The organism is Ferrovibrio sp., from assembly GCF_017994015.1.
Taxonomy (GTDB): Bacteria; Pseudomonadota; Alphaproteobacteria; order Ferrovibrionales; family Ferrovibrionaceae; genus Ferrovibrio.
Genome location: NZ_JAGOLP010000078.1, coordinates 1 through 12,940, shown reverse-complemented (window position 1 = coordinate 12,940; position 12,940 = coordinate 1). Strand labels below are relative to the sequence as shown.

Annotated in this window: 9 protein-coding genes; 4 read left to right on the top strand and 5 right to left on the bottom strand. The window is 62.8% G+C overall.

The genetic code is table 11. The features are described from left to right. Window positions 1-200 precede the first annotated feature (200 nt). A complete protein-coding gene (locus KBB36_RS19345; protein WP_290984976.1) occupies window positions 201-1,478 on the top strand; it encodes a pentapeptide repeat-containing protein in 1,278 nt (425 codons plus the stop codon). 9 nt (window positions 1,479-1,487) lie between these two features. Here KBB36_RS19345 and zapE read toward each other — a convergent pair whose 3' ends face one another. Together zapE and KBB36_RS19335 are read right to left on the bottom strand one after the other, a co-directional pair. Next, a complete protein-coding gene (gene zapE, locus KBB36_RS19340) occupies window positions 1,488-2,621 on the bottom strand; it encodes a cell division protein ZapE (protein WP_290984973.1) in 1,134 nt (377 codons plus the stop codon). A 31-nt stretch (window positions 2,622-2,652) separates the two neighbouring features. Then, window positions 2,653-3,735 (bottom strand): DUF561 domain-containing protein, encoded by a 1,083-nt coding sequence (locus KBB36_RS19335; RefSeq protein WP_290984970.1) that lies wholly within the window; start codon window positions 3,733-3,735, stop codon window positions 2,653-2,655. 121 nt (window positions 3,736-3,856) lie between these two features. On the opposite strand from KBB36_RS19335, the gene KBB36_RS19330 reads away from it, so the two are divergent. The 3 genes from KBB36_RS19330 to KBB36_RS19320 are packed head-to-tail and all read left to right on the top strand — an operon-like array spanning window position 3,857 to window position 5,699. Further along, the gene (locus KBB36_RS19330; RefSeq protein ID WP_290984968.1) at window positions 3,857-4,492 is read left to right on the top strand and encodes a TetR/AcrR family transcriptional regulator; all 636 of its coding nucleotides are present in this window, start codon (window positions 3,857-3,859) and stop codon (window positions 4,490-4,492) included. A gap of 16 nt (window positions 4,493-4,508) precedes the next feature. Then, window positions 4,509-4,985 carry a DUF4442 domain-containing protein gene (locus tag KBB36_RS19325; RefSeq protein ID WP_290984965.1) on the top strand — a complete coding sequence of 159 codons (477 nt, stop codon included), beginning with the start codon at window positions 4,509-4,511 and terminating at the stop codon, window positions 4,983-4,985. Between the two features lie 42 nt (window positions 4,986-5,027). Further along, a complete protein-coding gene (locus tag KBB36_RS19320; RefSeq protein ID WP_290984962.1) occupies window positions 5,028-5,699 on the top strand; it encodes a DJ-1/PfpI family protein in 672 nt (223 codons plus the stop codon). Here KBB36_RS19320 and KBB36_RS19315 read toward each other — a convergent pair. From KBB36_RS19315 to KBB36_RS19305, 3 genes are all read right to left on the bottom strand, one after another. Next, window positions 5,696-7,033, bottom strand: coding sequence for an SAF domain-containing protein (locus KBB36_RS19315; protein WP_290984959.1), 1,338 nt, complete (start codon window positions 7,031-7,033; stop codon window positions 5,696-5,698). The two genes, KBB36_RS19320 and KBB36_RS19315, sit on opposite strands and share 4 nt — an antisense overlap. A gap of 42 nt (window positions 7,034-7,075) precedes the next feature. Then, a complete protein-coding gene (locus KBB36_RS19310) occupies window positions 7,076-11,797 on the bottom strand; it encodes a FecR domain-containing protein (RefSeq protein ID WP_290984956.1) in 4,722 nt (1,573 codons plus the stop codon). A 12-nt stretch (window positions 11,798-11,809) separates the two neighbouring features. Further along, a partial coding sequence (locus KBB36_RS19305) for a tetratricopeptide repeat protein (RefSeq protein WP_290984953.1) occupies window positions 11,810-12,940 on the bottom strand: 1,131 nt, incomplete at its 5' end.

Below are 12,940 nucleotides of genomic sequence, written 5' to 3'. Positions count from 1 at the left end.
GCATATGGTGGAGCGCCGGGGCTAGTCTCCGGCTTTTCCATCCATTGGTTGTTTCCTGGTTGCGGCTTTTAGGTCGCAGATAGCAAAACGAGGAACTGATCGGGGTAAAAGACCAACTTTGGTCTGGATAAGGTATATTTTTGCTGCGGCGCCGAAAGCCACGGCGTAGAATGAAGTCCGTAGCATAAGTTGATAGTGGTATGCCGAATCTTCTGAGAGATGCGCCGCGACAACTGGTGAAGATGAGCCAGGATCGTTTGCGCGATGTCGTTCGCGAACATGAAGCGCATCTGGCTGGGCGTAGCGATGCCAAGCCGGCTCAGCTTGCCTATACCGATTTGTCGGATGCTGATCTGTCTGGTGCCAATCTGGCCCAGGCGGATATGACCGGCGCGCGCCTGCATCGGGCGCGGTTGGATGGCACCCGGCTTTCCCTGTCGAAATGCCCAGGCAGCGATTTCCGCAATGCCACGCTGGATGGTGCCGATTTTCGCTGGGCTGATCTGCGCGGCGCCTGTTTGCGGGCGGCTGGGCTGAATGATGCCAATTTTGCCGAGATCGAGGGCGGCGACGCCGTGGCGCCGATCTATGATGCCGAAGGCCGGCTCACCGATGCCTCGGCCCAGGCGCGGCGCCCGCTTGATCTATCCGGCGCCTCGGCGCAGCGCGCCGATCTTTCCGGTGCCGATCTGCGCAAGGCGCAACTGGTTTCGGCCCGGCTGAATGATTCCAACCTGGCCGGCGCAGATTTCAGCGGCGCCAATCTGGCCGGCGCCAATCTGGCCGGTGCCAAGGTTGGCGGTGCCAATTTCGCCGGAGCCGATCTGCGCGGCGCGATTCTTGACCAGGCGATGAAGGATTTGCCGGAATTCGCCGAAGCGGTATTCGCCGCCATATCGCGCTATAGCCGCGAGGAATTATCGGCTTTGCTGGAGCGCCATGAGGCTTGGGTCAAAAGTGAAGGCAAGGAAGGCGAACGCGCCGATCTGTCGGATTTTGATTTCAGCGGCATGAATCTGAGTGGCGTTAATCTGATGGGCGCGCTGCTGGAGCGCGCCTGCTTCACCAATGCCATGCTGGCCAATGCCAATCTGGCGCTGGCGCGGCTCAATTTCGCCGATATGCGCAATGCCAATCTGCGCAAGGCCAATCTGCGTGGCGCCAATCTCAGCCGTGCCGTGCTGGATGGGGTTGATCTTTCCACCGCCAATCTGGCGGCGATCCGGGATGAAGCCCGCGCCGGCCGGGTGGCGCGCACCAATCTGGGTGCCGCCAAACTGAAGCTTGCCAAGCTGGTGAATGCCAATCTTTCCGGCGTCAGCCTAGTGGCCGCCGATCTGCGTGATGCCGATCTAACCCAGGCCAACCTGACCGGCGCCGATCTGACCGATGCCCGCCTCACCGGTGCCATCCTGGCCGGCGCGCTGCTGGTGGAAGCCCGCCTCGACGGCGCCCGCGACTTGGTGCTGCCAAGCTGATCGAGGCGCTTAACCCGCCATGTGTGGCAGGGCGCGGTAATCGTCGCTCTGCATTTCATTCAGCCGGCTGACGCAGCGCTGGAATTCAAACGCGCCATCGCCGCTGGGATAGAGTGTCTCGGGCGGCGCTGCGGCGGCGGCAATCAGCTTCACCTTGGCTTCATACAGCGTGTCCACCAGGGTGACGAAGCGCTTGGCCTCGTTGCGCTTGTCCGGGTTCAGTTCCGGGATGTGGTTCAGGATCAGCGTGTGATAACGCTTGGCCAGGGCCAGGAAATCGGCCGGCCCCAAGGGCTGTTCGCAGAGCGTTGCAAAGTCGCAAAAGGCTACGCCGCGCGCCTGGCGCGGCATGACCAGTTTGCGGCCGAGCAGTTCCAGGCTTTCAGGTTCGCCGGCTGCGGCATCGGTGAGCAGGGCAAAGGCATGTTCCAGCGCCGCGTCGGCGGCCGGCCCCAGCGGGCTATGCCACACCTTGCTACCGGATAGCCGTTGCAGCCGGTAGTCACGCGCCGCTGCCAGATGCAGCACATCCAGTTTTTCCTTGAACAGCGCGATGAATGGCACAAAAAGTGGCCGGTTCAGGCCATTCAGATAGAGTTCGTCCGGCGCCCGGTTTGAGGTGGCCACCACCACAACGCCGCGATCAAACAATTTCTGGAACAGCCGGCCCAGGATCATGGCATCGGCCACATCGCTGACCTGGAATTCGTCAAAACACAGCAGCCAGGCCTGTTCGGCAATCGCCTTGGCCACCGGCTTGATCGGATCGTCGCCGCCTCTTTTCTTTTCAGCACTATCGGCCGGCAGGCTGCGATAGCGGAAAATCGCCGCGTGTACTTCCTGCATGAAAGCATGGAAATGCACCCGCCGTTTGCGCTTAACGGGAGCCGCGGCAAAAAACAGATCCATCAGCATGGATTTACCGCGCCCCACATCGCCATAGATATACAGGCCCTGCGGCGCCGGTTCACGCTTGCGGCCAAAGCTGAGTCGTTGCAGCCAGCCGGCATCGCCATTGCCGGGCTGATAATGCGCCAGGCGACGGCTGAGCAATTCCAGCTTTTCGGCGCCCAGTTCCTGCGCCTCGTCGCCCTGTAAGTCGCCGGACTTCAGCTTGGCGCGGTATGATTCAAGTGGTCCCATACCCGCACCTAGCAATGAAGCCCACCTTTAATCAAGCCTTAGCCAAAATCGCTTCGGCCTGCCGCATCACGCGCTGCACAATGGCCGCCACCGGCTCGGGCCGTGCCATGGCTGCGGCCTGGCCGGCCCAGAGCGACAGATAAGCCGCCTTGCCCTGCTTGGCCGCCGCCTGGCGCATCGGCCGGCTCAGTGCATTGGGGATCGGAAAATCCGGGATGGCATCTTCGCGGCCTTCCAGCCGCAACAGGAAATCATTACGCAGGCCACGCGCATAGCGGCCGGAAAAGGCTTTGGTCAGGCTGGTTTCGCTGTTGCCATCAGCTTGCAGTGCCGCGCGATAGGCGGCGCTGGTGCCGGCCTCATCCGAAAGCAGGAAGGCGCTGCCAAGCGCCACGGCCTGGGCGCCGAGGCAGAAAGCCGCTGCCACGCCGCGCCCGTCGCTGATACCGCCGGCAGCAATCACCGGGATAGTCACCGCATCCACCATTTGCGGCACCAGGGCCATGGTACCGATCAGCGACTGGTTCACCGGCTTGAGGAAACTGCCGCGATGGCCGCCGGCTTCCATGCCCTGGGCCACCACGGCATCCACGCCGCGTTGTTCCAATGCCACGGCCTCGGCCACGGTGGTGGCGGTGCCGATCACATAGATGTTGCGCGCATGCAGCGCCTGCATCAATTCGGCGCTGGGTTGGCCGAAGGTGAAGCTGAAAACCGGCGGCGCTTCCTCCAGCACCACGGCAATCTGGGCATCAAAACTTTCCTCAAATTGGGTCGGCATATCCGGCGCAGGCAGGCCCAGTTCGGCATGGGCGCGGGTGATTTCAGCCTGATAGGCGGCAATGCGGGCCGGATCAACACTCCAGGGCAACGGCATGAACAGGTTGATGTTGAAGGTGCGCTCAGTGCCGGCACGCAGGGCGCGGATGGTGTCGCGCAGTTTGTCGGGCGTGAAATAGGCGGCGCCGATGCAGCCCAGCGCACCGGCACGGCTGGCTTCCAGTGTCAGGGCCAGGGTGGCGGTTTCGCCGGCCATCGGCGCTTGCAGCAAGGGATAATCCAGGCCAAGGCGGCGGGAGAAGGCTGTGTCGAGCGGCATGGCGCTGTCCTCCATTTTTGTGTCTGGCAGCAATCTGGCGCTGTTGCCCGGCTTAATCCAGGGCCGGATTGCAGCCATACATCCAAATAAAATATTCCTCTAGAAATATATTCTATTTAGACCTATGCTGCGCCGCATGGCAAAACGGCCCGCAGCAAAAACCCTCCAGCCAAGCAGATCGCCGCGCGGCGCCATCACCCGTGCCCGTATTCTGGCGGCGGCGCTGGGCTGTTTCTCGCGCCATGGTCTGCAAGGCAGCACCATTGAGATGATCCGTGAGGCGGCTGGCGCCAGCATCGGCAGCATCTATCATTTTTTTGGCGACCGCGAAGGCATCGCGGCGGCGCTCTATGCCGCCTGCCTGGCTGAATCACGCGCCGCTTTGCTGGATGCTTTGGGCAAGGCCAGCGGGGATGCGCCAAGCCTGATCCGCGCCTGTGTTGCCGGCCATGTCGGCTGGGCCACCCAGCATCGCGCCGAGGCGGCGTTTCTGGCCACGGCGCGCCGCGCCGGTGCCTTGGCCAAGGCCGATGCCGATATCCGCGCCGGCACCCGCGCCTTCCATGCCGAAATCGGCGCGCTGTTCCGCACGGCCACCAATGGCGCGGCTTTGGCCGCTTTGCCGCCGGAAATCCTGCTGGCGCAGCTGATCGGCCCGGCGCAGCTCTGGCTGCGGCTCTGGCTGGATGGGCAGGCGCGCGAGCAGCCGGCCCAGGCGGCGCAGCATCTGGGCGATCTGGCCGTGGCGGCTTTGCTGCCCGGTAAAGTGTAAGACGAAAGGCAAACCGATGTCCGCAGCAACACATAGCCAACCGCCGCTGATGCGGCAATGGCAGCGTTTCAATCGCCTGCCGGGTGGGCGTTATCTGTTTGGCCGTATGCTTGGCCTGGTGGTGCCTTATGCGGCCACGATCCGGCCTGATGTGCTGAGCCTGGAGCCTGGCCATGCCCGCATGCGGCTGCGTGAGCATCGCGGCGTGCGCAATCACCTGCTCTCGATCCATGCCACGGCGCTGATCACCCTGGCCGAAACCACCGCCAATCTGGCGATGAGCACCGGCCAGCCGCGCCAGGGGCGCTGGATCGTCACCGGCATGGATAGCGATTTTCTCAAGAAGGCGCGCGGCACCATCATTGCTGAATGCCGGGTTGAGCCACAGGATTGGAGTGTGGCGCAGGATGTGCGGGGCTTGGTGGAACTGCGTGATGCCGGCGGCGAGTTGGTGATGCTGGCGCGGCCGCGCTGGCGCATCGGGCCGGTTTGACTCTATGCTTCGGCGGTCTTTTGCATCCCGGAGTGAAGCGCCATGCAGATCGGCCTGTTGCTGTTTCCAAACCTGACCCAGCTTGATCTCACCGGGCCGTTTGAGGTTTTTGCCCGCACGCCGGGCGCCCAGGTGCATCTGCCCTGGAAAAATCTGGCGCCGGTGCGCTGTGATCGTGGTTTGCAGATGCTGCCCAGCTGCACGCTGGCGGATTGCCCGCCGCTGGATGTGATCTGCGTGCCGGGCGGACCGGGCCAGATTGACCTGATGCTGGATGATGAGGTGCTGGGTTTCCTGCGCGATCAGGCAGCCGGGGCACGCTGGGTCACATCGGTCTGCACCGGTGCGCTGGTGCTGGGCGCGGCCGGGCTGCTGAAAGGCTACAAGGCCACCACGCATTGGGCTTCGCATGATCAATTGGCGCTGTTTGGCGCCGAGCCGGTGCAGCAGCGTTATGTCATCGACCGCAACCGCGCCACGGGTGGCGGTGTCACCGCCGGGATCGACTTCGCGCTCAAGCTGGTGGCCGAAATGCTCGATGAAAACACCGCCAAGGCGATCCAGCTTTCGATTGAGTATGACCCGGCGCCACCCTTTGCCGCCGGCTCGCCCGCAGGGGCGGGTGAAACCGTGCTGGCCGGGATGCGTAAGGTCATGGCGCCGATGCTGGACAAGCGCCTTGCCGTCAGCCAGGCAGCGGCGGCAAGGCTTTAGCTGAATTCGCGCTCCATGCGGCGGCGGAAACCGATGGTTTCATCTGCCGCGTCGTAGGCCACATCGTCCCAGCAGACCGGCTGGCCGGCAGCCACGGCACGTTTCAGCGCGATGCCATGCGCCAGGCCAATCGGCAGGCCGCCCAGGCGCAATGAATCTGCTGCCGGCATCAGCTTGCCCCATACGGTGTAACCACCTTCACCATCCAGCCTTTCGCCAGCGGCCAGGTCGCGCTTGGCGGTGGCCACCACATCGCCGCGAAAGCCACTCGGCGCCCCGGTCGGCTCGCGCCGCAGGCCGGCGGACAGCACCGAGATCGACAATTCCAGCCCGATCAGATGATAGGGCTTGTAGAGCGCGGCATATTGGCCGCTCTCATCTGTTTTCAGGCCATATTCGGCAAAACATTTGCGCACATACTCGTTGGGCGCCTCGAACACCACATAGACGCCCCAGCGCAGGTCGCGGAAAACCGGCCGGCCATCGCGTTCCAGCGACGACACCACCTCAACCTGGCCCTTATGCGCCAATTGGCCGCCGGCCTGGCGTGGTTTCAGGATCGCCGGCAGGTCGTCCACGCCGCAGGGCGGAAAGGCCAGGCCGTCGGCGGCCGGCGTCAGGTCGCAGGCATTGGCCACCGCCGCCATCTCGATGCCGGATTTGGTGCCATCCAGAAATGAATTGAACATCTGCGCGTTGAAATCGCCGGCCGCAACTTGAGCATCGGAAAAGCCGTAATGCTGCCAAACCGTCTGCGGCGTGGAAGCATGGTAAACCGGCAGGTATTTGGTGCCCTTGCCGGCGGCCACCACATCAAAGCCGGCGGCGCGCGCCCAATCCACCATCTCGGCGATCAGTGCCGGCTGGTCGCCATAGGCCAGCGAATAGACAATGCCGGCGGCTGCCGCTTCGCGTGCCAGCAACGGCCCGGCCAGGGCATCCGCCTCCACATTCACCATCACGATATGCACACCATGCCGCGCCGCGGCCAGCGCATGGCGGATGCCGGCGGCGGGGTGGCCGGTGGCATCGATCACCACATCCAGGCCGGGCGCGGTTATTAGCGCAAATGCGTCGTCGGTGATATGGGTGCTGCCATCGCGCAAAGCGGCGGCAAAGCCGGGCGCGGCAACCTGTTCAGCCGGCCAGCCGGCGCGGGCCAGCGCGGCGCGGGCTCTTTCGGGCGCCAGATCGGCCACGCCCAGCAGATGCAGGCCGGCCAGGCGGCGCGCCTGGGCCAGAAACATGGTGCCGAATTTTCCGGCCCCGATCAGGCCGACACGCAATGGATTGCCGGCCGCATGGCGGCGGGCGAGCAGGTTATGCAGGTTCATTTTTTCCTCCCGCCGGCGCTATGGCCGGCGGGAGGAATGCTATCAGGGCTTTTGCGCGGCGAAAGTGCCGGCGGCCTGGTAGTTGGTGCCGGTGAGGGTGAAATTGCCCGCCGCCGCCTTCACCGCATCGGTGCCGCCCTTGAAGAACGAGCCGGCAAGTTGACCGCTGATGCCGGTGCCACTCAGTGCGCCACTAAAATCACGATTGTTGGTAGGCTGATTTACAGAATCGGTGATTGATCGAGCGCTTAACGAGCCGGTGATCGATCCAAGATTGTCAAAATTCGTAATCGTGGCCGTGCCGGTCTTGGTGCCGAAATTCCAGCTCTGGTTATAGGTGCCGAAAGCGACATAGCGGGCGCCGTTATTGTTCACATTGCCGGCAACATGGCCGTTATAGCTCGCGGTGCCGGTGGTGGGGATTTCCGCCATATTCGGCAACACGCCGGCCACCCAGGTGGCGAGATGCACGCGGTCACGCTCATTATTGGTGGCGCCACTGGTATGGCGGATATCGGTGATCCACCAGCCCCATTGCAGATAATCACAGCTGCACAAGGTCACGCCGCTGGGCAGGGCATTGCTGCTCACCTGCGCCAGGCTATGGGTCACCATGATGCCGCGATTATCAATCGTGGTGCTGGTGTTGTAAGTGCTGCTGGTCGAGGTCGGAATGTCACGCGCGGCATAAATCTTGTCGTTGACGAAGGCCGACGAGCCGGCGGAGGTGCCGGTGGTTGAGCCGAATGAGAGCTGATAGGCGTGCGCGCCGGCGGCATTCTGTTGGTCGTCGAGCGCAAAACTCGCCGCCACCCGGTTGTTGGTGGCGTTGGTCTGGATCACCACATCGGTCGCGGAATCGTTCTGATTGGCAAACACCCGGTCGGTGCTGTTGACCGTGGTATTGCCCGTCGGATTGACCTCCATCAGGCCGGCCGTATAGCCGTTCAGCGTCTGGGTGGTGCGTGTCGTGTTGGTCAGCAAAGCGGAAGCGGTCTGCTTGTTGGCCACTTCGAAATAATTGTAACTGGTGCCGGTCAGATTATCGTGCGGCTGGCTGAAAGCCAGGGCAGTTTCGCGGTCGATGGTGCTGTTGATGGTATTGGTCACAGTGGCATCCGGGGTCAGCACCATATGTTCGGCGCCGCTGCCATAGATGGCATTGCTGTTGCCGGCATCGGCGCTGGTCACATTGGCCACCAGGCGGGTGGTGAGGCCGGTGGCATTGCTGCGGATCGAGCCACGCATGCCGCCGGTCAGCGCGATGGAATTCTTTGCCGATTCCTCAATGTAATTGCCGGTTTCGGCCACTAGGAAGGATTGCTGCGCCGAGCCCTGGCCGGCAATGCCGATGGAAGCCTGCACCTGCACGGCGCGTTCGGGCGACGAATTGGTGCCGGCATAGGTGATATTGCTGGAATAGACCGAGTAGAGCGGCGAAACATAACGGTCTACCGCCATGGCATCGGTGGCAACAATATTCACGTTGGCAAATGGCACTGGATTGTTGCCCTGGCCCATGCCGAATTGCGCCAGGCCGGTAGTGGGGAATTGTGCCGTGGTGGTCGGGATACCGCCAAACAATACGGTGCGGGCCGTGTTGTCGGCCACATCGCGCAGGCCGGCAAAGAAGAAGGTCTGGTCGGCGGCATAATACAGCGTGCCGGCTGGATCGCCATAGGGCGACAGCGCGTTCAGGCTGCTGGCCGAGTAGCCGGCATTCTGCGGCGTGGCCAGGAAATAGAACTCGCCTTGCGAGGTGTTGGCCTTGATCCAGGATGTATCAAGGCGAGAGAAGGTGATGGTTGAATTGTTATACGACGCATTTGCGTTGGCGCGCAGCGTCATATTATTGAAGCCGGAGAAGGGCAGGATGCTGTTGGTTGGATCGCTGCGCAGGAAGCGGCCTTGAAAGTTCATTGCCGTATTGCCATCGCCGGCGGCAAATGTGCCAGAGGCGGCGTATCCGGTGCCGGTCAGGTCGAACTGGCCGCCCGTATTGCGCGTCGGGTTGCTGCCGCCGGTGAAGAACGAACCGGACAGGCTGCCGGTCAGGCCGGTGCCGCCCTGCTGGCTGAGGCTGGCATTGAATTCGCGGCCATTCGAACTGCTGGGCGAGCCGACGAAAGTGTAGTTGTCGAAATTGGCAATATACGCCGTGCCGGTCTTGGTGGCGAAATTCCAGCTCTGGATATAATTGCCCACGGCGAGATAGCGGTTGCTGCCATTGGTCACGCTGCCGATGGCGTGGCCCTTGTAGGTGGCGCTGCCAGTAAGCGGAATGGCGCCCGTGCTGGGCAATACGCCGGTAACATAGGTGCCGAGATGCACCCGGTCCACCGGACCGGCCGAGGGTTCGCGGATATTGGCCAGCCACCAGCCCCAGGACAGGTTATCGCAATCCACACAAAAGCTGGTGCCGGTGGGCATGAAGCTGGTGTCAACGCTGGCAACCTTGGACGACACCATCAAAAGCTGTGACTGATCGACCGCCACCGTGTCCAGTGTTGTGGTGCGTGAATTGGAATCGCGCGCGGCATAAAGCTGGTCGTTGATGAAAGCCGAGCGGCCGACGCCGCCGCCGCTTGTATCGCCGAATTCCAGTTTGAAATTCTTCGATTCGGCTTGCAGGTTGAAGGTGGCTTCCAGCCGGTTGTTGCTGGCATCGGTACTCAGCGTCACTTGCAGCGGGTTATTGCTGTTGGTGACCAGCTTCTTGTCGCCCTGGCCAAAACTTTCCAGCATGCCGGCGGCATAGCCCTGCATCACGCGGGTGGTACGGCTTGGAGAGGTCACAACGGTCGGGTTGGTGCTGTTGCGCACCGCGCCATTCACAAAAGAATAATCTTCCACGATAGGCGTCGCGGCCGGCTGCACACGCACGCCGCTCTGGGTGGTGCGAGTGACGCTGTTGGTGCCTGGATCCAATGTCAGTGTATCCGGGGTCAGCACCAGATATTCGCCGCTGCTGCCATAAATCGCCGAGCCGTTGCTGCCCACGGCGGCACTGCTGACGCTGGAAGTGTAGCGCTGCGTGGTATCGGTGGCATTGGCGCGGTACGAGCCGCGCACACCGCCGGTCAGCACCATGTCGTTATTGGCCGCATCGCTGGCAAACACACTGGTCATGCCGACCATCAGTGAACTTTGCGCACTGCCCTGGCCGGAAATCGCGATCGAGGCTTGCAGGCCCAAAGCCGGGCTGCCGGAAGCCAGGCTGCTGGGCGCCAGATTGGCGCTGTAGATGGTGTATAGCGGCGAAGCGGTGACTTTGCCGACCAGCGTGGTGTTGCTATTCACCTCATCGCCAAGCAACGGCACCTTGCTCAAACCATCCTGCAAGGTATAGGTGCCGAAACCGGTGGTGCGGAAATTTGCCGGCAGGGTTGGCGTGCCGCCGAACAGGGCCATTTTCACATCGCTGTTCGATGTGTTGGTCAGGGTGTAATAGAAATAATCACGACCCGTTGTGTTGTAGCCATAGCCGCCAAAATTGCCATAAGGCGAGGCCATGTTGGAAACCGTGAAGCCGCCGCTGCTCACGGTTGGCAGGTTGATCGCGGTGGCAGTGCTCAGCGGCGTGGCATTGATATTGGCGCGCAAAGTGGTGACGCCGTTGGAAGTCACCTGCTGAAAATTGCTGACCGGCTGATTGTAGTCGCTATTCACTGTAGCGTTGCCGGTATTGGTGTCGACGCTGCTATACAAGGCGGCATTCGTGTTGTTGCCGAACAGGAAGCGGCCTTCGCGGCCGGTCAGCGAGACAGTACTTGTGGAATTGCTTGGCGCCTGTTGATTCTGGGTTTGCGTCTGGCTCTGACTGACCGAGCTGTTGGCCTGCTGCGCGGCGCGTTGGGTCTGGTTGATCTGGCCGCCAGTGCCGGCCGCCTGCTGCTGCACGGGCGGCGGCGGCGGCGCCACCGGCACAATGGCGCTGGGCGGGGTGGCGGAATTCTGCTGCGACACGCCCGAGCTATCCAGCCTGCCCTCAATCGCGGCTGGCGGCGGCGGCGCGGCTGGGCCGCTCGCCTGCTGCTGCCCGCCTTGCTGCTGCCCGCCCTGCTGCTGGCCGCCTTGCTGCTGGCCACCGCCTTCGCCGGATGCGGCCGGCCGGGCTTCAAGCTGGCTGTTGGCCTGGCGGATTTCCGCTGCGGTCACCGGCCGCGGCGGCTGCGGCGGGGCGCCAGGCGGCAGGTCGATGGCGGTGCCGGGGCGGGTGGTCACCTGGGTCACGCCGCCCTGGCTCATCGACATTTCGCGGCCGAACAGGAAACGCGCCACGGTGGGCTGGCCGGGCTGGGTGTTCAGCGTGGCGATGCCGCCACGGATGCCCATGGTGGCGGCACCCACCTTGATCTGCACCGGATTATCCTTGGAGATCTTGCCGCCGACAAAGCGGAACACGCCCTTGGTCACGGTCAAAGCCATCTGGCCGGTGCCTTTGGCCGGATCATAGACAAAGTTATCGAGCGTCAATTCGCTGTTCGGGCCGATGGAAAAGGCGCTGCCGTCGTTGAAGATCAACTGTGCCTGGCCGTTTGGCCCGGTCGCCACCCGCTCATTGCTGAGCATGTTGGTGCCCACTTCGATGATGCGGCGTTCCATCTGCGGCGGCGTGCCGGTGGCATCGGGGTTCACCGCGGCGGCAACACCAATCGGCTCGGAAGCCGCCGCGGCCGGCCAGGCCTGGAAGGCGAATAGCGCAAAGGCCGGCAAGGCGGCGAGCAGGGTGGCTTGGGCGAGATGGCGGCGAGCGGTGGTCATGGCTGATCCCTCTCAGAAACGATAGCTGACGCCGAACGTGGCGGCGTTATTGCTGTATTGGTAATTCGGCAGCGATGAACTGCGCAAAGTGCGCGCCAGCACGGCCACAATGGTCCAATCCTTGTTCAGCGGGATCGCCTGGGTGAGCGAGAAGCGCCAATCCTTGTCGAACCGGGTCACATTCGGGTCGATCGTGGTGTCGGGCCGATCGTAGGCGGTGAAAGCACGTGTAGCGCTGGCAATTGTGGTCCAGCGTGGCATGTCGGCAAAGGGCGAATTGAAATTATAGGCAGCGCCAAAGGTCAGGGCATATTCCAGGTTGGTCTGCGGGTCGGACGTGGTTTCCTGCTGGGTCAGGCTGCCGGCCAGATTAAGGCTGAAATCCTCGTCGATGGCCTGCACCATGCGCAGGCGCAGGCTGCGTTCCAGGCCGTCACGCTCGCTCTTGGTGGGCGACTTGAAACTGTCGCGATAGCGTTTGTCGCGTAATTCGCCGGTGATCTCGGCCAGGGTCAGCGGCGTCAGCGTGGCGCTCATCGAGGCGCCGATGCCGGGGGCGAAGAAGTCGCGCACGTCGTCGATGGCAACATAGGTCAGGATGCCATAGGGGCGGAAGGTCAGGTCAAGGTCGTTACCCGGCAAAAGCTTCATGGTCGGGCCGGTGGTGATCTCGCCCAGGGTCACATCGATGGTTTTCTGCGCCGCCTGGCGCGCCACATAGCTGGTGATGGTGCTGTCCCAGGTATCCGGGCTGGCCGGGTCGATTTCGTAGCTATGCTTGGCATTCGCCGCCACGAAGCCGTTCCAGTCCTTTTTCTGGGTGAATTGCGAATCAAGCGTGGCGGCAATGCCCGATACGGACACATTGCCATCGGCCGAGGCGGTGTTGGCATTGGATTGCCAGCGTGCGCCGACGAATACCGAGCCGGACCATTTGTGGCGCGACTGGCGCTTGTCGATTTCAGCCAGGAAGGTATCGACCTTGGCGCGCACTTCCGGCGGCGTGTCGGTGGCTTCCTTGACGCCGAGGAAATAACTGCGCGCGGTCTCGAACGAGCCGAGGCGGAAATGCAGCGCCCCGAGTTCGACGCGGATACGCGGCAGGTTCGGGTTGACGAACAGCATGCGCTCCAGCGCCGATAC